This is a genomic window from Gemmata palustris (assembly GCF_017939745.1).
GTDB classification, from domain to species: domain Bacteria; phylum Planctomycetota; class Planctomycetia; order Gemmatales; family Gemmataceae; genus Gemmata; species Gemmata palustris.
This window is the reverse complement of record NZ_JAGKQQ010000001.1, coordinates 7,125,557-7,148,262: the sequence shown is the minus strand read 5'-3', so window position 1 is coordinate 7,148,262 and position 22,706 is coordinate 7,125,557. Positions and strand designations below refer to the sequence as shown.

Here is a 22,706-nt window from a genome sequence, read left to right as displayed (position 1 = left end):
TATGCGCATGCTGCTGTTGGGCTTGGCCGGTCTGAGCGCGGGGACCGTCGTGTGGACGGTGGGCGCCCAACCGAGTAAGCCGCTCACGGAGCCGAGCAAAGGGCCCCTCCCCCCAGGCGACAACCTCCCGCCGGCCGCCGCCACCAACGACGTGCAGGCCGTCGAGCGGTGCCTCGCCGCCCGCAAGGAGTACGAGAGCAGCCTCAAGGCGCTCTACGAGCACTACGCCAAGGCCGGCGACAAGCAGCGCCTCGCGTGGGCCGAGCGCGAACTCATGGCCTACCACCTCGTGTGGAAGCCGTCGTACAACCTCGACGTGAAGGACGTTCCGCCCCCCACACTCGAGGCCCGCGTCAACGTGCGCGAGGCGAACGAGCTGTACAAGACCGCGATGGAGTACAAGGGGAAGGGACTGGGCGACGACTACGTGCTGAACATGCGCCGGTCCGAACTGCTGCTCCGCGAGGTACTGGAGAAGTACCCGAACTCGGACAAGATCGGGGACGTGGCGTACCAGCTCGCCGACATTTACGAGGGCCGCGCGTACAAGCAGTACGACCGCGCCGCCAAATACTACGAGCGCTCGTTCCAGTGGGTGAAGGGGTCGCGCACCGACGCCCGGCTCCGCGCCGCGACGCTCTACGACCGCCAACTGAACGAGCGCACGAAGGCGGTCGACCTGTACCGGGCCGTCGTCGAACACGACACGAACCCCGAGCACATCAAGCAGGCCGAGAAGCGCGTGGGCGAACTGACGGGCCGCAAGTAATCGGCCGCGTCACAAGTCGTAAGGTCGGCGGGCCGGTGAACCCCCGGCCGCGAGGCCGGCGGTAGTATCGTAGCGCGTCACCCGCCGGCCTCGCGGCCGGGGTTCACCTACAATGCCCGGATGGAACCTCTCGCACGGCTGCGCTGGCCGGTAGTCTTGTCGATCGCCGCCGCCCTTGTCACCATCGGAATGAAGAGCGCGGCCTACGCGCTCACCGGGTCCGTCGGGTTGCTCACCGACGCGCTCGAATCGGTGGTGAACCTGCTCGCGGCCGTCACCGCGTACTTCGCGCTGTGGTACGCCTCCCGCCCCGCCGACCCCACGCACACCTACGGTCACGAGAAAATCGAGTTCCTTTCGAGCGGGCTCGAAGGCGTGCTCATCGTGGCCGCCGGCCTCGGCGCCGCGGGGTACGCCGTCCGCCGGTTAATTTTCCCCGAGCCACTCCAGGCGCTCGAACTCGGCAGCGGGCTCGCCCTGGTCGCGTCGGTCGTGAACCTGGTCGTCGCACGGGTGCTCCTGCACTACGGGCGCGTTCACAAGTCCATCGTGATGGAAGCCGACGGTCAGCACCTCATGGCCGACGTGTTGACCTCCGTCGGCGTCCTCGTGGGGCTGGCGCTCGTCTACGCGACCGGGCTCACGTTCTTCGATTCGCTGCTCGCGATCATCATGGGGTTGCACATCACCTGGACCGGGTGGGGGCTGATCCGCCGGTCGTTCGACGGACTCATGGACCACGCGATCCCCCTTGACGAGCGCGACCGCATCCGCGAAGTGATCCGCGCGAACCTGCCCGAAGGCGCGACCTTCCACCTGCTCCGCACGCGCCTGTCCGGGGCGCGCCGGTTCATCGAGTTTCACTTGCTCGTGGACGGCGACATTTCCGTGCGCGAGGGGCACCACCTCGCGACGAAACTCGAAGCCGCGCTCGAAGCCGCGATGCCCGAAGTGGCCGTAACCATTCACGTCGAGCCGGTGGACGAGCAGGAGTCGTGGGAGCCGGAGTACCTCCAGCGGCTCGGCGAAGAGCCGCTCCCCCCGCCGCCCACAACCCCACAAGTCCCCTGAATGTCGCGTCTCGTACAGCCTCGTTTCGATTGTCTTCTGTAGCCGGCCTCTGTGAGGCCGGGATATCCACGGACAGTGGCACCCCGGCCTCACAGAGGCCGACTACAGAAGGCAAATGCACGATTTGGTGTTACGGCTCAGCGTAAGGAATCCGGTCCGGTGTTTTGGGCATTTCCACTATCGGCGCCGGGGCCGCGCCGATGAACCGGTCGATCTTCCAGGGCAACACAACGAGGTCGCGGTCACCGGAAACGGTCTGCGTGCCGTTCCCCAGGAACGCGGCCCCCGTCACACTCGCGCCGTGCTTGCGGAACACAGGAACCTCTTGCTTCGCGGCGGACGTGTCCCAGAGACGCAATGTGCGGTCGGCCCCGCCGGTAAGTACCCAGCGCCCGCTATCTTTAACAGCAACGCTCCGAACCCCGCCCTCGTGCCCGGTGAGTGTGAATCGGGCTTTTTCTTCGCCCAATTGCCACACGCGGACCGTGCCCGCGTCGTTGCCGGCCGCGATCCACTGACTGTCGGGGCTGATCGCGACCGCGGAGAGAGGGGACGTGAATTTACCGTAGCGCTTCAACTCGGCGCCGGTGGTGAGGTCGAGCAACACGAGCGCGTTCTCGGTCGCGACCGCTACGAATTTCCCGTGCGGATCGACCGCGAGCGCGGTGACGAGGCCGAGCGTCTCCACGCGCCAGCCCTCTTTGCCGTCGGCGACCTTCCAGTACGCCACGGTACCGTCGAAGCTCCCGGACACGACCCATTTGCCACTCGGTACAAACGCGACCGCACTCACGAGACTCGTGTGGTCGGTGAACTTCGCGATTTCGAGCCCGGTCGCCAGATCCCACACGCGGGCCGTGCCGTCCATCCCGCCGGATGCGGCACACTTGCCGTCCGCAGAGAGCGCGACCGCCCATACGCTCGCGGTGTGCCCCACGAACCGCTTGAGGTCGCGCCGGCCCTCCACATCGAAGTAGCGCACGCTCCGGTCACCGCTCGCGACGATCGCCCGGCGCCCGTCCGGGGTGAACGCCCACTGATTGGCCGAATCCCCCCGTGCTTCGAGCGGGTCGAGTTCGCCGGTGTTGTCCTTCAATGTCGGGCCGTTCAAGTTGGCTTGGTACAGCCCCCCGAGTTGCAATTCGCGCACGATGTCGCCGAACGCCTGCACCCAGAGTTGCCGGGTCACAGTTCCTCCCGCACCCAGAGCACCAACGTGCTTCACGAGAAGCTCCGATTGGCTAATGCGCCCGCGGAACTCGTCGACGGATAGCCCGATTTCGCTCGCCCCGGTGACCAGATCCACGTCCGCTTCGTACTTCTGCGTGATGGTACTGACGGCCTCGAACCGGCTCACCTTCGCCCCCGTTTTCGCAACGGCTTCGGCGTACTTCTTCGCGTCCGCTTCCATCAACTTGAGCACCGCGTCCTTGCCGGGGAACAGCGCCCGGATCACTTCACCCTCTTCGCGCTTGAACGCCTTCGGGTTCTTGCCGAGGTGATCGAGAACCTGATCCGCTTTCGGGAGAATGCCGGTCACGTGACACGACATGCACGACACGCCCGCTTCGACCGCGCGGTCCGGGCGCTTCGGGTCGCTCACGATGTTGAGCGGTCCCTTATCGAGCCGCGTATTGACGGCGTTTATCAAGTAGTAGGCGTGCAGGCCGTTCGGGAGCGCGAAGATGGCTTCGCCGCCCGCGTGCTGGAACGGGTTCTGTGCGAGCCCCCCCGGTCCGAGTGGGAACGCGAAAATGTTGCGGCGATCCGGGAGCAGCCCGCCGTTCACGCGGTCGACGAGGTTCGCTTGGGGTTCGTCGAAGTCGTAGGTGCGCCAGTACATCCCCTGTGCCGAGTCGTGGCGCTCTAGCACGCGGTTGAAGCGCGAGATGCCGCTGCCGTTGAAGCCGGCCCGCGCGACGCGCTCCTGCCGGATGTTCTCCGCGGCATCGACTCGGATCTGTTTCTCCAACTCGGCGAGGTTCGCGGGGAGTTGAAGCACGTCGTAATAGAGCGGCGCACGCGACGCGGTGGCGATGAACCAGTCGGCTCGCAGAAGGGGCTGTTTTGCCGCGCTGCCCACGGCCACGGCCCGCGCGCTCACGGAATCGTCGAGGACGCCGTAGGGGTACTCTTGCAGAATGCGGTTCCAGATGGTCGCGTCCCACACGAACCAGCGCAAATCGATTCGCAGGATCGTTCGGTTCGCGTCCACCGCGACCGGGTTCACGATCTTCGACCCCCACGACAAGCTGTTCACCAGTTTCGCGAGCGCATTGCGGTACGTTTGCAGTTCCTCGTCAGAGAGGCCCGCGTTGTGGAGGTGCGTGAGCGTGAAGTACCGCTGAAAGCGCCGGGCGCGCCGGTCCAGCGTCTCAAGGTCCGCGAGAACGGCCGCGAACACGTCCGCCTGCGTGATCGGCTTGTGGGCGACATCGGTTTCACCGGTGGGTGCGCCGGCCTCGATCCACTTCTTCAGAATCGCGACTTCCGCAGCGCTCGGGCGCGGGTTTTCGTCGGGCGGCGGCATCGTGCCGTCGTCCACGCGACGAAACAACCGGCTGCCCTTCGCGTCGTTGGGAACGATCTTCTTGCGCGCGACCAGCTTGCCCAAATCGGTCACGAAGTTCATCGCGCCCTCGACGCTCCCGTCCTGACCGTGGCACCGGTAACAGTGCGTCTTCAGCACGGTTTTGGCTTGCTGCGCGAGCTGTTTCGCGTCGTCAGCGCGTGCGGGCGAAGCGAGCGCGAGAAGTGCCAGGACCGGCAGGAGAGTTGTGCGCATGTCGTCTTCCGAGCGTGCGGGACGCGAATCGCCATCTATTCGACGAATCAGAAGCGATCGGCGATTGCGACACCGCGAATGTAACGCGCGGGTAACGAAAGTGCGATGCGGGCGATCAGACTGCGTTCAAAAATGGGCCGCTCGTGAAGTGAGCGGCCCGCGGGTATCACTCCACGAATTCCACCGCGACCGGGTTCGGGATGATGCCCGCGCGGTGCGCTTCGCCGAGCAGTTTTCGGATCGCGGCCCGACCCCGCTCGCCGTAATCGAGCGTCCAGTCGTTCACGTACATGCCCACGAACTTGTCCGCGAGCGACACGTCCATGTCGCGGGCGTACTTCAGGGCGTAATCGAGTGCCTCGCGCCGGTGGTCGAGGGCGTACTGGATGCTCTGCTTGATGAGCCGGCTCGCCTCTTTCATGGTGGCCGCGCCGAGATCCTTGCGAACCACGTTCCCGCCGAGCGGCAGCGGCAGCCCGGTCCGCTCCTGCCACCACACGCCGAGGTCGGTCACGAGGTGCAGCCCCTGGTTCTGGAACGTGAGCTGCCCCTCGTGAATAATCAAGCCGGCGTCGTACTTCCCGCTCGCGACGGCCGGGATGATCTCGTCGAACGGGATCACGTCATACGTCAGCTTGTCCTGCGCGCCGATCGACTCGAACAGCAGCTTCAGCGTGAGGAACGCCGTGGTGAGCGTGCCCGGCACCGCGATCTTAATACCGGGCAGGTCGGCCACCGCGAACGGCTTCCGCGCCACCACCATCGGGCCGTACTTGTCGCCCATGCTGCACCCGGTGGGGAGCAGCGCGTACTTGTCGAGCAGGAAACTGTAAGCGTGAATGCTCACGGCGGTGACTTCGAGTTCGCCCTTCAGCGCGCGGCGGTTGAGCGTCTCGATGTCCTGTAGCTCGTGAACGAACTTGAGATCGCCGGTCGGGATCTTGTCGTTGGCGAGCGCGTGAAACATGAACGCATCGTCCGGGTCCGGGCTGTGTCCGACGCGGATCACCTTCTGTGTCGTTGCAGTGCTCATGAACGTTCCTTACTTAACACGCGGGACGCGCGTCCCGTTTCTTTCTAGCTCTACCGCCCCGGTGAATCATTCCAGGGCTTCGGCCGGCCCGCCGGGGGCGAATGCTTCGTCCGCGGGGCCGGAGTAAACGACCCGCCCCTTATCGAGCAGGTGGACCACGTCGGCGATCCGCTTCACGGCCGGGATGTCGTGTGTGACGATAACCATCGCGACCTGCAACTGCTCGTCGTCCGCGAGGTCGTCGATCACGCGCATGACTTCGGCGGCCATTTTCGGGTCCAGCGCACTCGTCGGCTCGTCGAAGAGGATCGCCGTGGGGTTAACCGCAAGCGCCCGCGCGATCGCAACACGCTGTTGTTGGCCGCCCGAAAGTTGAGCCGGGCGTGCATCAAACTTCTGCCCCAGCCCGACGCGGTCCAGCCACTTCTTCGCGGTCGTTTCGGCTTCGGCGGTGGGCTTGCCGAGGGCGTGAATCGGCCCGGCCATCACGTTCTTCAGTACGCTCATGTGCGGGAACAAGTTGAACTGCTGAAACACCATCCCGACCGTGCGGCGCAGCGCGACCAGCGTCGAACGGTGAGGCGCCGCGCCGCCCACGAGTTTCAGCGAATCGCCAACGGCGACTTCGCCCTCCTGGAACTCCTCCAGGCCGTTGATGCACCGGAGGAGCGTACTCTTCCCGCCGCCGGACGGCCCGACGAGTGCCGCGACCTGTCCCCGGCGCACTTCGACGGACGCACCGTCCAGAATCCGGGCGTCGCCGTGGTACTTCACGATGTTGGAAACGCGAATCATGCCCGACCTCCTTCGTCGGCCGGGAAAAACGAAAATCGAAACTCGAAACCCGAAAGAAGGGCCGGCTCGTTCTCCGTTTCGTGTTTCGTATTTCGTGCTTCGGATTTACTCACCGGTGGGTACCTCCGACGCTGCCCAGGCGCTTTTCAAGAACGCGCGCGACGATCGCCAGCGGGTAACTCATCACGAGGTACAGCCCGGCGGTGATGAACGCGAGCTGAATGATGTAGTCGCGGTTGAAGTTATAGAGTTCGTTGTACTTCCGCGTCAGTTCGGTGATGAGGATCACGGAGCACACGGAGGTGTCCTTGAACAGCGCGATGAAGTCGTTCGTCACGGGCGGGATCACGATCCGCACCGCTTGCGGAACGATCACCACGCGGAGCGCCGTAAGCGGGTTCATCCCGAGTGCGAGCGCCGCTTCCATCTGCCCCCGCGGGATCGCGAGAAGCCCGGCGCGGTAGTTCTCCGCTTCGTAGGCCGAATAGTTGATCGCCAGCCCGAGAATGCCGGCCTCGATCGGCGAGAGATTGAAACCAGGAATGAGTTGCGGGAGCAGGTAGAACACGAAATACAGTTGCAGTAGCAGCGGGGTGCCGCGCAGAAATTCGACGTACAAGCCGAGCGGAATCCGTAGTAAAGCCGGTCCGTATACGCGCCCCAGCGCGACCAACATGCCGATGAGCATCGCGATCGGAAACGACGCGGCCGCGAGGAACACCGTCATGCCCGCGGCCCGGAGCAGTTCTAAGAACATTCGGCCCCAATTCGCCTTACCGCTCTCACCCTGCGCGTCACCCTCTTCACCTTCTTCAGACGGGAACGGTGGCGGCCACTTTTGCTCAGTCCAGTAGAGCAATCGCTCCTGATCTTCGTTCCACAATCCGTATTTCTCATAGATCCGTTTCAACGTCCCATCCTTGATCCCCTTCTTGATGGCGGCATTAAGCTGTTCGCGGAGTTCTTTATCGTTTTCTCGCGTGAGGACGACATAGAACCCCGACTTGCGGGGTTCGTCTGCCAGCATCAACCCCTTGCCGTGTTTGACGTAGTAGAGCGCGGCCGGGAGATCCTGAACGGTCGCGTCGAGGCGCTTCTGCTCGACCAGCCCGATGACCGTTGCAACATCTGGATTGATCGCCAACTCAATTTTGTCTCCGAACTTCTTGCCCTTCATGTATTTGTGGGCCGCGGACCCACCGAGTACGCCGACAGAGGTCTTCCGTTTCTTCCCGTCTTCGTCTCGTTCGCGGTTCAAATCACTCCACCCCGAGATGCTCTCGGCGCGGTCTTTGTGGATGATGAGGCCGAGCTTGTAGACGTAGTACGGGACCGTGGACGGATACATTTTCTCCTTATCTTCCGTGAGTTCGTATCCGTTCAGAACGATATCGATGCCGTCGTCATCAGCGGGTTTGCCGAGAAGTTCGGGTAGCTTGTCCCAGTCGCCGGTAACCATCTTGCTGGTGCGGCCGATTTCTTTCGCGAGGTACTCCGCGAGTTCCACCTCGAACCCAACAAACGTGTCACCGTCCTTGTAAACGTAAGGCGCGCCGCCGGTCGGGTCGGTGCCCCAACGCAGCTCCTTCTTGTCTTTCTTCTCCTGACCGGGCATCGGCGGAGCGAGGACCAGCGCCGCGACGGCGACGAGCAACCAGCGTGGGTTCACCTTGGCGGACCTCCTGTGGGTGAAAGCTCGATTCAGAGTGGTATAGCAGCGCCCCCCGAAGGGGCACCACTAAACTTGTGGTATGCCGAAGGACGCACTCCCGATCGATGACGCGCTACCCGAATTACTCGCCGCGCTCCGCGCGAACGGGGCCGCGGTGCTGCGTGCCCCCACCGGCGCCGGGAAGACCACCCGCGTGCCGCCCGCGGTCGTGGAAAGTGGGCTCGCGGGGACCGGTCTCGTGTTGATGCTCGAACCGCGTCGCGTGGCCGCGCGGGCCGCGGCGCGGCGCATGGCGATCGAGCACGGTTCACCGATCGGCGATGTGTTCGGCTACCAAGTGCGGTTCGACCGCAAAGCCAGTGCGCGCACGCGGGTACTCGTTGTCACACCGGGCGTGCTGCTCCGTCGGCTCATCGACGACCCGTTCTTGGACGGAACCGCGTGCGTCGTATTCGATGAATTTCACGAACGCGGTTTGGAAGCCGATCTCGCGCTCGGCATGGTGCGCCTCGTTCGAGAGAACGTGCGACCGGAATTAAAAGTCATCGTGATGTCCGCAACCGTGGACCCGCTCGCGGTGTCCACGTACTTCGGCGGGTGCCCGGTCGTGGACAGCGCGGGGCGCACGTTTCCGGTGGACGTGAAGTACCGCCCGCGCCGCACCGATACGCCCGTGCCGCTCGCGGTCGCCGACGCGGTCCGGGACGTGCTCACCGAGCGCGACGGGGACGTGCTCGCGTTCCTGCCCGGGCTGCGCGAGATCGGCCAAACGGCCGACCACCTCGAAACGTTGGCACGCGAACAAAACATCGTCGTACTGCCGCTTCACGGCGATCTCCCGCCCGAACAACAGGACCGCGCACTTCAGAAGCTCGATCAGCGGAAGATTGTCCTGGCAACGAACGTCGCAGAAACGTCCGTGACGGTAGCCGGCGTGACCGCGGTGGTCGATTCGGGACTCGCGCGGCAAATGGAGTTCGCACCGGACGTCGGCATGGACCGGCTCCGGCTCGTTCCCATTTCGCGCGCGTCGGCCGATCAGCGCGCGGGCCGTGCCGGGCGCACTGCCCCCGGTGTGTGTGTCCGACTGTGGGACGAGCCGAGTCACCGCGCGCGCCCGGAACAGACTGTGCCCGAAATCAAGCGCGTCGACTTGTGCGGTGCGGCACTTCAACTGGCCGCGCTCGGCGAACGCGACGTGCGCAAGTTCCCGTGGCTCGATGCGCCGACCGAAGAGGCTGTACAGCAAGCACTTCGCTTGCTTGAACAACTCGGACTGCTGAACGCCGACGGCCTGACACCGCTCGGCGAAGCCGCGGCCGCGCTACCGGTTCACCCGCGACTCGGGCGGCTCCTTCTCGAAGGCCAGTGCCTGGGCTGCACGCCTCGCGCCGCACTCGCGGCCGCTCTACTTTCGGAGCGCGACCCGTTCCTGCGCGAGTTCGACAGCGGACCACCCGTCCGAAGAGCCCCGCCCACCGTGTCGGACGTATTGGACCGCGTGGAGGCACTCGAAGCATTCGAGCGTGGAGGACGGCTCGATGGCCCGCTCGGGCGCCTGCACCGCGGCGGCGCACACGGCGTACTGGAAGTGCGAAATCAGCTCGCGCGGTTAGAAGGAGCAAAGGCAACCTCCCCCCCGACCCCCTCCCTAAAGGAAAGGGGAAGAAGGCAAGAAGCGGAAGATTCGCGCCGGTCTTCTGCTCCCCTCGGCAGTGGAGGTGATGATGCACTTCTCCGCTGTATCCTCACCGCGTATCCGGACCGACTCGCACGCCGGCGCGAACCCGGGAGCACAAAAGCGCTCACCGTGGGCGGGCGCGGGGTGAGGCTCGCGCAAACAAGTGGCGTGAGCGAGCCGGAACTGTTCGTGTGCGTCGACGTGGATGCCGGAGGAGCGGATTCGTTCGTGCGGCTCGCGTCTGGCGTGGAACGCGAATGGCTGCCCTCGGATCGAATATCAGCACGCATCGAAGTAGTATTCGACGACAAGACCGAGCGACTAGCGGCGCGAAAGGTAACGCGCTTCGACGACCTCGTTCTGGACGAAACGAACGCGCACATCGCCGACGAATCCGAAGCCGCAAGCGTGCTCGCCGCTGCTGCCGCGGAGCGCCTGGAAAAAGTGCTGCCACCGCCCGATTCCGCTGCGGGAGCGTTTCGTACTCGCGTGCGCTGCCTGCAAGCGTGGGTACCCGAGTTGGAACTCCCGGCGTTCGAGGCGGCCGACCTTCACGAAGCACTTGAAGCACTGTGCCGCAACCGGCGGTCACTCGCCGATGTGCGCAACGGGCCGTGGCTCGATTTCCTTAAAGGGCAGTTGACGTATCAGCAACTCCAAACAGTAGAGAACGAGGCCCCGGAGCGAATCGAAGTGCCGAGCGGCAGTCACATTCAAATCGAGTATGCAGAGGGGCGCCCGCCGGTACTCGCGGCTCGGATTCAGGAAATGTTCGGCCTGACGGAAACGCCCCGCGTCGCCCGCGGGCGCGTGAAAGTGCTGCTCCACTTACTCGCGCCGAACTACCGCCCGCAACAGGTAACGGACGATCTCGCGAGTTTCTGGAAGAACGGCTACCCGCTCGTGCGGAAGGAGTTGCGTGCGCGCTACCCGAAACACGGTTGGCCCGAAGACCCGCTCACCGCGGAGGCCATTCGCGGGGCTCGGAAGAGACACGAATAGGCGAACGGCCGGTGTAAACCGGCCGGTGTAGCTCGCCCTCACGCCATCCGGCTCACACATAAAGTCGGAAGTCAGATCCGCAGTGATCGCGTGGGCCAGCGTTCGTTCGTACCGGCCGGCTTACACCGGCCGTTCGCCTGCGCATCTAGTTACGGCTTCCACCACGCATCGAGCCGTTTCGTCAGGTCTTTCACCTTGTCGGGGTGCTTCGCGGCCAAGTTGTCTTTCTCGGTCGGGTCTTTGGCCACGTCGTACAGTTCGGGCTTGGCGTCCGTCACGTTCGGCTCGTGCGGCAGGATCAGTTTCCAGTTTCCGTCGAGCACCCAGCGGTATTGTAAGTTCGCGGCCGGCTTCGTGATGTCGACCGCGTTGTGCTCGAAGATTTCGCCGAACAGCTCCCCGCGACTCGCGACCCAGTGAGCATCGAGTAGGTCGATACCGGACATCCCCCTACTCGGCTTGGCGCCGACCGCGTGCAGGATGGTTGGGGCGAGGTCGATTGAACTCGCGAGCCGGTCCAATTCGCCCGGCTTCACGTGCCCCGGCCACTTCACGAGGATCGGAGTACGCAGCCCGCCGTCGTAGGGCGAGCGCTTCGATTTCGGCGCGAAGTTCGCCGACGTCTCGTCCTGAATCCAGCCGTTGTCGTGCAAGTAAATCACGATTGTGTTCTCGGATTGTCCGCTCTTTTCAATCTTCGCGAGTAAATCGCCGATCGTTTCGTCGAACCACTCGCACATGGCCCAATACTTCGCGACGAACTCGGATTTCGTTTTGTCCTTGTACTTGTTGAAGAGGCGGTCGGGCGGGTTGTGGGGCAGGTGCGGCATCATCGGCGCATACCACACGAAGAACGGTTTCTTGTCCTTCTGGGCTTTGTCGAGGAAATCGAAGACGGGTTGCAACCCTTCGCGCCCGATTTTCAGCCCCTCGTCGCCGTGGCGCGCGCCTTTTGCGGGGTCGCCGTGCGTCATACCCTCGGTGAACCCACCGCACCGACACGCATTCCCCTCCCACCACTTCCCGGCCTGGAAGCTCACGTACCCTTCCTTCTCCAGCAACTTCGGTAGCGTGGGCGCCTTTTCAAACAGGGCGATCATTTCCTGTCGCTGCTTCAGGAACCCCACGTCCCTCTGCGCCTGGGCGTTGGTCAGGCCCTTCGGGATGGGCGGATCATTGGAGGTCATCAGGTGCTGGTGCGGGTAAAGCCCGGTAACCATCGTCGCCAGACTCGCGCGACACAAGCTGGTGGGCACGTAGCCGCGTTTGAAGACGAGCGACTCGCGCGCGAGCTTATCGAGGTGCGGTGTCTTGATGTGCTCGTGGCCCATGAACCCGTAATCGCCCACCCCCTGATCGTCTCCCACGATGAGCACAACGTTCGGCGGGACCGCTTGAGCGGGGAGCGTGAATACGAGTGCGAGTACGAACGATGCGAAGAGGCGCAGCATAATGATGCACATTGAGAAGAAGTGCTCGGAAAGGAGGGTACGTATTGCACGTACCGCTCTTGGTGAACCCGATACACAAGTATCGGGGTTGAAGCGATCGATTGCTACTTCACTTCGACGACCCACACGTTGCGGTATACGACCGGGTCACCGTGGTTCTGGAACTGGAACGGCCCGGAGTTCGCGTCTTCCTTCTGACCGCCGGGGCACTCCTTCGGGAACTCGATGTTGTCGTGGATCTTCACGCCGTTGTGGTAGACCGTCGCGTGGCCGTTTTTGGTCTTCTTGCCGGCCGAATCGAACTGCGCGGGCGTGAACTCGATGTCATACGTTTGCCACGTTAGCGGCGGCAGGCACATGTTCACGCTCGGCTTGTGCTGCGTGTAGATCCCGCCGCACTCGTTGTTTTCGCCGCTCAGCCCGAAGCTGTCGAGCACCTGGCACTCGTAGCGGTTCTGGAAGTACACCCCGCTGTTCCCGCGCCCCTGGCCGGTGCTGTTCGGCATCCACGGGAGGCGGAACTCGACGTGCGCTTTGAACGCGCCGAACTTCTGCTTGCTCGTCACGCCCACGTCGAGGTACTTCCCGTCCGAGAGCGTGACCAACTTCCCGCCGTTCCAGTTCTTCTCGTCGCCCTCACCGCCGAACAGCACGACGGCGTCCGCGGGCGGTTTCGCGCCGATCGTCTTGGACGTGCGCTCAACTTTCTTCAAGGTTCCCTCGGCATCGTCCCAGTGGATACGGATGGCTCCGCTCTCGAACTCCCCCACCTGCCGAGTTTTCTTGTTTCGGGCTTCGGTAATAATCACCTGATCCCCGGTGCGCGTTGCAGTCGCTGTTGCTGTCTCTTTGCCGTTCCAACCGGCCCCGGGAAGCCCGCCCACAAATGCCTTCACCATGAACTCGCTACCACCACGCGCAACGACTTGAAGGGCGATCTTGGTTGGTTTGCGATCGATTATGACTTCCCCCTCGTACTCACCCTGGATCGCGAAATCGGGGTCTTTGGCGACGTCCTTCGGCTCCGCAATCGCGATGCGTTCCTTCTTCTTGGGCGCGTCTTTTTTGTCTTCCGCGATCGATCTGGGGAAGCCGATGGCGAGTGCGCAGCCGGCAATGAGCAGGCCGGCGAGTAGCGGACGGAGCATGAGTCACCTGGGAGGGAGGTTGTGGGGCGGGAACCGCGCGGTCGCGGCACGCCAATTGTCGCGGTAGGCGCGCCCGCGTCAATGGGTGCCGAAGCGACTTTCTTGGTCCCTCCCACTCGCGTAAAATGTGGGCATGGATCAGACCCACGACGAAGTGACCGCGTACCACGAGGCCGGGCACGCGGTGATCGCACTGGTGCTCGGGCGCGCCATCCACAAAGTGAGCGTGCTGCCCAACCGTGAGCGCATGGGCGAGTGCCGGTTCGCGAAGGGCGCGGCGAAGCCGACCGACGACTGGGCCGAGCGCGAGATCCTGATCGCGCTCGGCGGCATGGCGGCCGAGGCCCGGCACACGGGCACTTACGCGATGGACGAAGCCGGGCAGGATCTGCGATTCGTCCGCCGGCTCACACAGGAGCGCAAGTCCGACCGACAAGTGGAGCGCTACGAACAGCGAATGCTAGACAAAGTTGAGTACATGCTCGCGGACGAGGGAAACTGGAAAGCGGTGCAACTGATCGCCGCGGAGCTACTGAAGCACGGTGCCATCAGCGGGAGAGCCGCGCGACACCTGTTCGAGTTAGCGACAAAGGAGTGATGCGAACGGCCGGTGTAAGCCGGCCGGTGGAGACGACACACCGGCCATCTGATTCTTACCCCAGACGTGTGCGCGACGACGCACCGCCAGTTCCGCGCCGGTGGAGGCGACACAACGGCCATCTGGTTCTCACCGGCCGGCTTACACCGGCCGTTCGCCGTCACCCACCAGAGCGCTTCACCTTGTAGCCGAGTTTCTCCAGTTCCTGCGCGAGTTTGTCGCGGTGGTCGCCCTGGATCTCGATGCGCCCGTCCTTCGCGGTGCCGCCGGTGCCGCACTTGTTCTTGAGCTGCGTCGCGAGTTCCTTGAGTGCGTCTTCGTTCAGCGGCAGTTCGGACACCACCGTGACGCCCTTCCCCTTCCGCCCGGCGGTTTCGCGGCTCAGCTTCACCGTGTGAACCTTCTTCGGCGGCGCCGGAGGACGGGGCGCGGCCGGCCTGGGCGGGAGCTCTTCGTCGCTGCCGCCGAGGAGCCGCGCGATTAGACCGGCCGCGGCGGCGCCCGAGTCACCGGTGGCCCATTTCTCGACGCGCCCGGTCCAGCCGTCCGGCGCGGAGCCGTCGAGCGCAACGACGACTTCCACACCCGCGAACGCCGCCGGCGCGACGGTCACCCCGCGCCAGGGCATCCCCAGGCGCCCGGCGGCGGAGTCAAAGGCCGACCGCGCGCCTTCAGCTTTCGCGAGGTCGGCGGAAACGAACAGAGCGGTACGAAATACTTTCGCCATGCGATCTCAACTGAAAATGTCACTCGTACAGTCGCCGCCCGGGTAACGAACTTCGTGCGCGCGGCTCGGCCCGTCCGGTTCCTTACCGAAGTCCACACAGAACTTGTCGTTGAGCGCCAGCCCGCCCTTCTCGGTGTCGCAGTCGATCTGCACCATCCACGAACCTTGCTTCCCGAGGTCCGGGTAGAAGGCGTTATCCCAGGTACTGTAGAGCGAATTCGTCGCGTACAGTCGTTTGCCGTCGAGCGAGAGCTGGAGCATTTGCGGCCCGCCGGCCAACTCCTTGCCCATCAGCTTTTCGGGTTTGCCGAGCGCGCCGCCGAGCTTCACGGTACCGGTGAGTCTCGGTTTGCCGGGGTCGGTGATGTCGTACTGCTTGACCTCGCCGTGCAACCACGCGGCCAAGTACAGAAAGCGGTCATCCATCGAGATCACGAAGTCGCTGATGAGCCCCGGCACTGCTCCACCGGGGAACTTGTCGTTCTTGACCGGCGCGAGTTCGATGACTTTATCAGCGGCCCACTTCTGACCGCCCCGACCATCGGGCGCGAACCGCCACATCGTGCTGCTCAGCGCCGCGCCGACGAACCCGATCGGGCGGGACGGGTCGTGGAGGAAGCGCACTTCCAACGGAATCGATGCGGCCCCCAAATCGAAAGATTGCTTGATCTTCCGCTCTTTCCAGTCCCAGAGGTGGATCTTCTGGCCGTACTTGCCGGCCTTCACGTCGTCGAAGTTCGGGCCGGGAGCGAACGTCTTCGGCGCGGCCCACTCGCTCGACACCATCGCGTTGTGCTGCGGTTGGTACCAGAAGTCGTAGTTGAAGTTCATCCCCGTCAGGTCTTTTTCCCACCGCCCTTTGATCTCGTACTTGTCGTCGAGCAGCAGGAACCCGCCGGGCGCCTCGCCCTTCGCGTTGCCGAGCATTGAGAGCATGATTTCGCCGGTCGGCAAACAGTGGGCCGTGTGCGGCGCGGACAGATCGGCCTTCTTCGCGATCTCCTCCGGCTCGATCACCTTGTGGACCTTCAGCGCGAGCGGGTCTTTCGCGTCGACGATGTGAATCCGGCCCGACTTCAGCCCGGGCACGATGAGGTACCGGCGGTCGCCCGGCTTGCCGTGACACGAGGAGCAAATGTTCCAGCCGAAGTGGTGCAGTTCGTCACCGACCTTCGGCATTTTCAGCCTGTGAACGACCTGCCCATACGTTTTGGAACCGGGCTTCGCGTCCACCACCGCGAGGTAATCGGGTTTGTCGATCCCGGTGTTCGCGTAAGTGCAGGTGACGAAGAGCAGTTCCTCGCGCGGCCCCTTCATCGCCTCCTTCGGCGAAGCGAATCCGGGAGTCTCGGCGCCCCCAGCGCGCGGGGAGTTCGCGCTCCCCAGCGCGCCAACGGCACTCGCGGCAGAAGCGGCCAGAAACGCGCGGCGGTCCATGTGCGGTTCCCTCGGGAGAGTCGGGCGAACGTTCAATCGCGTTCCGCATCACTGCGCGGGGGCCGCACCCGGCGGGAGCGAGGGGACCAACGTCGCGACGGGTATCAGTGGCTCGGGCGGCGTCGGCATCGTGCGCCGCAAGTAGATTTCGATCCCGACCGCCGCCGTGAAGATGACCACACTGCCCCACTGAGAGAGCGTCAGGCCCCCGCCAACGGCCGGCTCGATCCGGAGCGATTCGTTGATGAACCGGTGAACCGCGTAGCCGACCATGAGCAGCACCATCACCTGCCCGTCGTGCCGGCGGTACGGGTAGTACGCGACCAATAGCAGGATGAGCAGCACCATGCTTACGGTTTCGTAGAGCTGCGTCGGGTACAGCCCAACGGTCGCGGGCGCGAACGCGGGCAGTTTCACGACCTCCCCGTTGCGGCTCACAGCAAGCTCTAACTTCGATTTACCCCGAGGCCACGATTGGGTGATTTCGTCGAGTCGGTCGTAGCCGGGACGGGCCACCTCGTTCGGTTCACCGTTGACCTCGGCGATCCGGTCCCCGACCTTCACGCCCGCGCGCGCCGCGGGGGAGTCCGTCTCGACGGCCACAACTTTCAATTTCCCCTCTTCATCGGGTACACGGACGAAACCGGTGGCGGTCTGGAGGTACAGCGACGCCTCTTTACTCGCAACATCGCCCACCACTTGTTGCCGTGCGTGTGCGGGGAGCAGTGGGAAGTGAGCCGCGCCAAGCGGCACCGGCCGGCACTCCTCGCACGCGACCTGCCCCCAGCAGCAGCCGTTGAGGTAGCACCCGATGCGGCCGATCGCGAGCCCGAGCGCGAGCAGCGGGGCCACCGCGTCCGCGAGGCGCCAGCCCGACACATCGAGCCGGCGCAGGATGAGCTGGTAGAAGAGCCCGTAGCCGATCACCCCGCCGAGCGCCGAACCGTAGAAGATGATCCCGCCTTCCCAGATCTTGAAGAACGCGGCGATCAGCCCGCCGATGCTCTGGTCTGGGAACTGGCGGGAATACTGGATCATGTACAGGGTGCGGGCGCCGATCAGACCGGACACGAACAGCCAGATGACCATGTCCTGGAACCGCTCGGGCGGCATGTTCGCGGTCCGCTTGGCGCGCCGCGACCCCCACACCGTCACCGCGACGAAGCACACGAACAGCATCGCCCCGAACCCGTACATCGGGATGCCGTCGGGCTTGAACGAGTCCTTGAAGATCGGGATCGTGAATAGAACTTGTTGCATGAGGTACTACCTGGCGAACGGCCGGTGTAAGCCGGCCGGTGAGAGCGACAAGGACGATCAACCAACATCAATGCCAATCGATTCCCCAACCGGCGCGACTGCCCAGACGAACAGCGCTCCGGTCTGACTACTGACATACTCGATCGCGGCGAGAATGTTCTTCTCATCACGAAGCACCCGGCGCGAACCAGATTCCGACCACCAGGAACCCGCTACGGGTTTGCCGTGCGCGGTATTGAGCCGACGACTCGCGTAGCTCTTGAAATCACGAAGTAGAACCGCGCCATCGGGATCACCTTCGACACGAACCACGGCGTGGATGTGGTTCGTAAGGACCGCGAGGGCGAGCAGCGCCCAGCCGCGACGCGCTGAGGTTTCCCGTAACTGCGAGAACACATCTATCGCGTGTGCCGGTTCGAGCAGCACCACGGAGCCCCGCATGACCGATCGGGCGTATTCTCGCAATCCCGCCGAAGGCGCCTCCTGTGGCGCTCCTGGTGTGTTGTGGATTTCGCGCGTACCTCTCGTCGTAACGACGGCACCAACGAAGCCCCGCGGGTCGCCGGGAAGCCATGTACCATAGGTTCGCCACGTCAGCAGCCAGTGACGCGAGTGACCATCAAAGGTCATAAAGACCTCGCCCAGGTGAGCCGGCACCAGCTAGTTGGTGGGCGTGCCGCCACAATGCCGCCTGTACTCAATTACTTATTGCCGCGATCACTCCCCCAGTCGTTCATCGCTCGCTCGTTCATTAACTGACCGGTAGACAGTTCACCAGCCGGCTTACGCCGGCCGTTCACCGACCTCCCGCCGATCATCGGCCAATCTCTCACCGGCCGGCTCACACCGGCCGTTCGCCAATACCGCCCGTCACGGTACCGGTAATCGGTCGAGCACCTGCTTCACCAGCGACTCGGGGCGCAGGTCCTCGGCCTCGGCCTCAAAGGAGATCACGAGCCGGTGCCGGAGCACGTCCGGGGCGGCCGCCTTCACGTCCTCGGGCGTCACGTACCCGCGGCCCACGAGGAAGGCGTGGGCCTTGGCCGCCCGGAGGAGCGCGATCGCGGCCCGGGTACTCGCGCCCAACTGAATGAGCCCGGCCATATCGAGCCCGTAATCCGCGGGCTTGCGCGTGGCGCGGATCACGTCGATCATGTACTCCTTCACCTTCGCGTCGACGTATACCGAATCCACCGCCCGCCGCAACTCCTCCAGTTCGTTCGCTTCGAGGGCCGGGGAGATTTCCACGCTCGTCGCCAAACCGCCCATTCGGTCCAGAACCGCCAGTTCGTCCGCGCGGCTCGGGTAGTCGATCACCACCTTCAGCATGAACCGGTCCACCTGCGCTTCCGGTAGCGGGTAAGTGCCCTCTTGCTCGATGGGGTTCTGCGTGGCGAGCACGAAGAACGGCCGCGGGAGCTTGAGCGTGCTCTCGCCGATGGTGACCTGGCGCTCGGCCATCGCCTCGAGGAGCGCACTCTGCACCTTCGCGGGGGCGCGGTTGATCTCGTCGGCCAGCACCACGTTCGCGAACACCGGCCCCTGCTTCACGGTGAAGTCACCGGTCCGCGGGTTGTAGATCTGCGTGCCGATCACGTCCGCCGGCAACAAGTCGGGAGTGAACTGGACGCGCGCGAACTTGAGGTGCAGGGCGCTCGCGACCGTGCGCACCGCGAGCGTCTTCGCCAGCCCCGGCACGCCCTCGAGCAGCACGTGACCGTCCGTGAGTAGCCCGATGAGTAGCCCGTCGATCAACTTGCGCTGACCGATGAGTACGCTCTCGACCGCCCGGTAGAACGGGTCCAGCTTCGGCCGCAGTTTCTCGATGGTCGCCGGGTCGGTCATGGTCGCTCCAGGCGAACCCCACCCATTCAAGATGGCGGGTTGTACGCATCATACCCACTGCGATTAGTGGGTGGGGTTCGCCGACGGTTCGCGGGGTCTACCTCATGATACAGACGAGTGCGCTGCGGGAAGCTACCCTGCGGGTTGAATCGACCCGGCAGGCGGGGCAATTGGGCGAGGCTGGGAAAAACGACTGGCGCGCACCCCGAACTCGGGGGTAAATCTAAATCTACCGCCTTCGCTCCCACCGCAAGAGGTCTCATCCCATGCTGCGCTCCCAGTTTGCGCTGTCGCGCGGGTTCGCGGCGATTGCCTTATTCGGGCTGATCGTCGCGTCCGCGGGGCCGCTCTCGGCACAACCTGCCAACAAAAAGGTGCTCACGTTCGCGGACTACGATATCTGGCGCGCTGCGAGTGGGGTCACGCTCTCGCGCGACGGACAGTATGTCGCGTACCTCGCCGGCGCGGAAAGCGGGGACGGCGAAGCGGTGGTGCGGCACGTGAGCAGCGGGAGGGAGTACCGGTTCCCGCGCGGTACGGCGAGCGGAATCGCTGCGCTCGGCACGTCCCCGCGATTCACTCCCAACGGCAAAAAGTTGCTGCTGCCGCTCACCCCCACGAAGGCGGCGCTCGATAAGGCAAAGGCCGACAAACTGAAGGTGGACGAGTACCCGAAGGCCGCGATCGCGATCGTCGATCTATCGAGCGGGAAGGAACTGGACCGCATCGCGGGCGCCGGTTCGTTCCAGGTCGGCGGCGAGGGCGACGGCTTCTTGATTTACCGCAAGCCGACCGCAGCCGAGTCTGGCAAAAGCGACACCAAAGAGCCCACCACACCACCGGTCAAAGGCAAGGGCAAAGGGGCGCTCCCACCCAGCGGCGGAGCCCCCCCGGGACCGACGCGGACCTACGGGTCCGATCTCTTCATCCGCGACCTTTCCGGCACCACCGACCGCACGATTTTGGAAGTGAGCGAATACAGCCTCTCGGCCGATGAGAAGACGCTGGTGTACACAGTGTCGTCGCGCAAAGACGAGAAGAACGGCGTGTACGCGCTGAACCCGAATTTCGGCACCGGCGGGGCTCCGCTGAAATCCGGGCCGGGTCGGTACACGAGCCTCACTTGGGACGAAAAGCAGAACAAGCTCGCGTTCTTCTTCGACGACAGCCAGATTCCCTCCGCGACGCTCGCGCCGCCCCCGCACCCGGCCGGTTCACCCGTCGGCACCGCCATCACAACGACCCCGAGCGCGCCAACTCCGCCGCGGTACCGCGTGTTCGTGTGGGACCGAGTTACGAAGGCCGAACCCAAACCCCTCTCGCGCGTGCCGCTGGGCACGGTCGGCGGGTTCGGCGCGATCACGGCTACGGTCGTGGCGGCCAACGCGCCGGCCCCGGTCGCGCTCAGTGAGGTACTCGGACCCGATACCCCCGGCATCAAGAAGGGCTGGGCGCTCTCGGGCAACTCACTGAGTTTCTCGCAGGACGGCACGAAGCTCTACGTCGCCACGGCCCCCGAACGCGCCCCGCCGCCAGCCACCGCGCCGGCGGACGAGATTCAACTCGACCTGTGGCACTGGAAGGACGCGAACATCCAGCCGATGCAGAAGCTGCGTGCCACACAGGACCGCAACCGGACTTTCGGCGCGGTCGTCCTGCTCGACACGAAACAGTTCCGCCAGCTCTCGGAAGACGACGTGACCGTGCAGCAGGCCGCGACCGGCGACTGGGCCGTGAGCACGGACGAGCGGAAGTACAAGCACACGACCGGGTACGCCTTCCCGGTGCCCAACGACTACGCGCTCGTGAACGTGCGGTCGGGCGCCAAACTCCCGATCGCGACCGCGAGCGCGGTGAATTTTACCCTCGCGCCGAGCGGGAAGTACCTGCTGTCGTTTGATGGCAAGGACTGGTACACCGTCTCCGTACCAGATGGCAAGAAGGTGAACCTGACGGCCAAACTCGCGGTAAAATTCTTCGACGAAGAACACGATTCGCCGAGCACCGCGCCCGCCTACGGCAGCGCACAGTGGACCTCGGACGGTAAATTCGTCCTGGTGAGCGACCGGTACGACATCTGGAAGCTCGCGGCCGACGGGTCCGGTGCGGAAAATCTCACGAAAGTGGGGCGCGAGCAGGGTCTGCGCTTCACGCTGCTGCGCCCGCGCAGCCCGGACGATCGCAGCCCGATCGAGCGCACCATCGACCTGGGCAAGACCCACCTGCTCGGCGCAGAAAAGCTCAGCACCCACGACACCGGCTTCTACCGCCTCGAGCCGGGCGCGGAACCGCGCCTGCTGTTGATGGGCGGGCGCAGTTACGGCAACCCGATCAAGGCAAAAGACGCGGACGTGTACCTGCTCACGGTGCAGACGTTCTCACAGTACCCGGACTACTACGTCACCACGCCGGACTTCAACGAACTGACGCGCGTGACGGACATCAACCCGCACGTGAAGAACTACAACTGGGGCCGGGCGGAACAGATCAAGTACACCAGCGGGGACGGCGTCCCGCTGACCGGCATCCTGATTAAGCCGGAGAACTTCGACCCGACGAAGAAGTACCCGATGGTGGTGTACATCTACGAGCGGCTGTCGGAGAACCTGCACCAGTTCCGCGTGCCCAACGTGACGCGGGGCCAGGTCATCAACCCGACGTTCTACGCGAGCAACGGCTACATCGTGCTGATGCCGGACATCGCGTACAAGATCGGGTACCCCGGCCCCAGCGCGATCAAGTGCGTGCTGCCCGCGATCCAGGCCGCGGTCGATAAGGGGTTCGTGGACGAAAAGGCAATTGGCATCAACGGGCAGTCGTGGGGCGGGTACCAGATCGCGTACATGGTCACGCAGACGAACCGCTTCAAAGCGGCCGTGGCGGGCGCGCCGGTGGCCAACATGGTGAGCGCCTACGACGGCATCCGCTGGGGCACCGGGTTGCCGCGCCAGTTCCAGTACGAGAAAACCCAGAGCCGCATCGGGGCGACGCTGTGGGACGCGCCCCTGCGCTACATCGAGAACTCGCCGGTCTTCATGGCGGACCGGGTCCAGACGCCGCTCCTGATGATCCACAACGATCAGGACGACGCGGTGCCGTGGTACCAGGGCATCGAATACTTCCTGGCCCTCCGGCGCCTCGGTAAGGAAGCGTACCTGCTGAACTACAACGGTGAACCGCACAACCTCGCGAAGAAGCCCGCGGCGCGCGACTTCGCGATGCGGATGTTCCAGTTCTTCGAGCACCACTTGAAGAACAAGCCCGCGCCCGAATGGATGGAAAAGGGCGTCCCGTACCTCGACCGCGAAAAGGAAAAAGAGCAGTGGCGCAAGCTGTACGGTCAAAAGGGCGACGAAGCCTACGAGCGCTGAGTCGTAACGAGCCGCGCTGGGGCGCAGTCCGCTCGCTCTGCGAGCGGGTTGGGATCTTGTA

General features: G+C 64.4%; 16 protein-coding genes. 5 read left to right on the top strand and 11 right to left on the bottom strand.

Annotation, left to right across the window (positions count from 1 at the left end; all coding sequences use genetic code 11):
* Nucleotide 1: 1 nt before the first annotated feature.
* Together J8F10_RS29620 and J8F10_RS29615 are read left to right on the top strand one after the other, a co-directional pair.
* Nucleotides 2-769, top strand: coding sequence for a tetratricopeptide repeat protein (locus tag J8F10_RS29620; protein ID WP_210660071.1), 768 nt, complete (start codon nt 2-4; stop codon nt 767-769).
* A gap of 120 nt (nt 770-889) precedes the next feature.
* Nucleotides 890-1,840 carry a cation diffusion facilitator family transporter gene (locus J8F10_RS29615; RefSeq protein ID WP_210660070.1) on the top strand — a complete coding sequence of 317 codons (951 nt, stop codon included), beginning with the start codon at nt 890-892 and terminating at the stop codon, nt 1,838-1,840.
* Nucleotides 1,841-1,970: 130 nt separating this feature from the next.
* Here the strand turns inward: J8F10_RS29615 and J8F10_RS29610 are convergent, their stop codons facing one another.
* The 4 genes from J8F10_RS29610 to J8F10_RS29595 all read right to left on the bottom strand — a co-directional run bounded on the left by J8F10_RS29610 (nt 1,971) and on the right by J8F10_RS29595 (nt 8,122).
* Complete coding sequence (locus tag J8F10_RS29610; protein ID WP_210660069.1) at nt 1,971-4,625, bottom strand: c-type cytochrome domain-containing protein; 2,655 nt, start codon at nt 4,623-4,625, stop codon at nt 1,971-1,973.
* A gap of 166 nt (nt 4,626-4,791) precedes the next feature.
* Nucleotides 4,792-5,658: a menaquinone biosynthesis family protein gene (locus J8F10_RS29605; RefSeq protein WP_052557150.1), complete on the bottom strand. Its 867-nt coding sequence runs from the start codon at nt 5,656-5,658 to the stop codon at nt 4,792-4,794.
* A 66-nt stretch (nt 5,659-5,724) separates the two neighbouring features.
* Nucleotides 5,725-6,453: an amino acid ABC transporter ATP-binding protein gene (locus J8F10_RS29600; RefSeq protein ID WP_210660068.1), complete on the bottom strand. Its 729-nt coding sequence runs from the start codon at nt 6,451-6,453 to the stop codon at nt 5,725-5,727.
* A 109-nt stretch (nt 6,454-6,562) separates the two neighbouring features.
* Complete coding sequence (locus J8F10_RS29595; RefSeq protein WP_210660067.1) at nt 6,563-8,122, bottom strand: ABC transporter permease subunit; 1,560 nt, start codon at nt 8,120-8,122, stop codon at nt 6,563-6,565.
* An 82-nt stretch (nt 8,123-8,204) separates the two neighbouring features.
* Between J8F10_RS29595 and J8F10_RS29590 the strand changes: the two genes are divergently transcribed.
* Entirely contained in the window at nt 8,205-10,808 is a 2,604-nt protein-coding gene (locus J8F10_RS29590) for an ATP-dependent RNA helicase (RefSeq protein ID WP_210660066.1), read from the top strand.
* A 149-nt stretch (nt 10,809-10,957) separates the two neighbouring features.
* Here the strand turns inward: J8F10_RS29590 and J8F10_RS29585 are convergent, their stop codons facing one another.
* Together J8F10_RS29585 and J8F10_RS29580 are read right to left on the bottom strand one after the other, a co-directional pair.
* Nucleotides 10,958-12,271 carry a sulfatase family protein gene (locus J8F10_RS29585; protein ID WP_246523647.1) on the bottom strand — a complete coding sequence of 438 codons (1,314 nt, stop codon included), beginning with the start codon at nt 12,269-12,271 and terminating at the stop codon, nt 10,958-10,960.
* A gap of 92 nt (nt 12,272-12,363) precedes the next feature.
* The gene (locus J8F10_RS29580; protein ID WP_210660064.1) at nt 12,364-13,407 is read right to left on the bottom strand and encodes a 3-keto-disaccharide hydrolase; all 1,044 of its coding nucleotides are present in this window, start codon (nt 13,405-13,407) and stop codon (nt 12,364-12,366) included.
* A 133-nt stretch (nt 13,408-13,540) separates the two neighbouring features.
* Here J8F10_RS29580 and J8F10_RS29575 point away from each other — a divergent pair, with 133 nt between their 5' ends.
* Nucleotides 13,541-14,005 (top strand): hypothetical protein, encoded by a 465-nt coding sequence (locus J8F10_RS29575; protein ID WP_210660062.1) that lies wholly within the window; start codon nt 13,541-13,543, stop codon nt 14,003-14,005.
* A gap of 160 nt (nt 14,006-14,165) precedes the next feature.
* Here the strand turns inward: J8F10_RS29575 and J8F10_RS29570 are convergent, their stop codons facing one another.
* From J8F10_RS29570 to J8F10_RS29550, 5 genes are all read right to left on the bottom strand, one after another.
* Entirely contained in the window at nt 14,166-14,732 is a 567-nt protein-coding gene (locus J8F10_RS29570; RefSeq protein ID WP_210660060.1) for a translation initiation factor, read from the bottom strand.
* Nucleotides 14,733-14,738: 6 nt separating this feature from the next.
* Entirely contained in the window at nt 14,739-16,169 is a 1,431-nt protein-coding gene (locus tag J8F10_RS29565; RefSeq protein WP_210660059.1) for a selenium-binding family protein, read from the bottom strand.
* A gap of 48 nt (nt 16,170-16,217) precedes the next feature.
* Nucleotides 16,218-17,429 (bottom strand): prolipoprotein diacylglyceryl transferase family protein, encoded by a 1,212-nt coding sequence (locus J8F10_RS29560; protein WP_210660058.1) that lies wholly within the window; start codon nt 17,427-17,429, stop codon nt 16,218-16,220.
* Nucleotides 17,430-17,486: 57 nt separating this feature from the next.
* Nucleotides 17,487-17,858 carry a transposase gene (locus J8F10_RS29555; protein ID WP_210660057.1) on the bottom strand — a complete coding sequence of 124 codons (372 nt, stop codon included), beginning with the start codon at nt 17,856-17,858 and terminating at the stop codon, nt 17,487-17,489.
* Nucleotides 17,859-18,299: 441 nt separating this feature from the next.
* On the bottom strand, nt 18,300-19,274 hold the full coding sequence (locus tag J8F10_RS29550) for an AAA family ATPase (RefSeq protein WP_210660056.1): 975 nt from the start codon (nt 19,272-19,274) through the stop codon (nt 18,300-18,302).
* A gap of 266 nt (nt 19,275-19,540) precedes the next feature.
* Between J8F10_RS29550 and J8F10_RS29545 the strand changes: the two genes are divergently transcribed.
* The gene (locus J8F10_RS29545; protein ID WP_210660055.1) at nt 19,541-22,645 is read left to right on the top strand and encodes an alpha/beta hydrolase family protein; all 3,105 of its coding nucleotides are present in this window, start codon (nt 19,541-19,543) and stop codon (nt 22,643-22,645) included.
* Nucleotides 22,646-22,706: the final 61 nt, after the last annotated feature.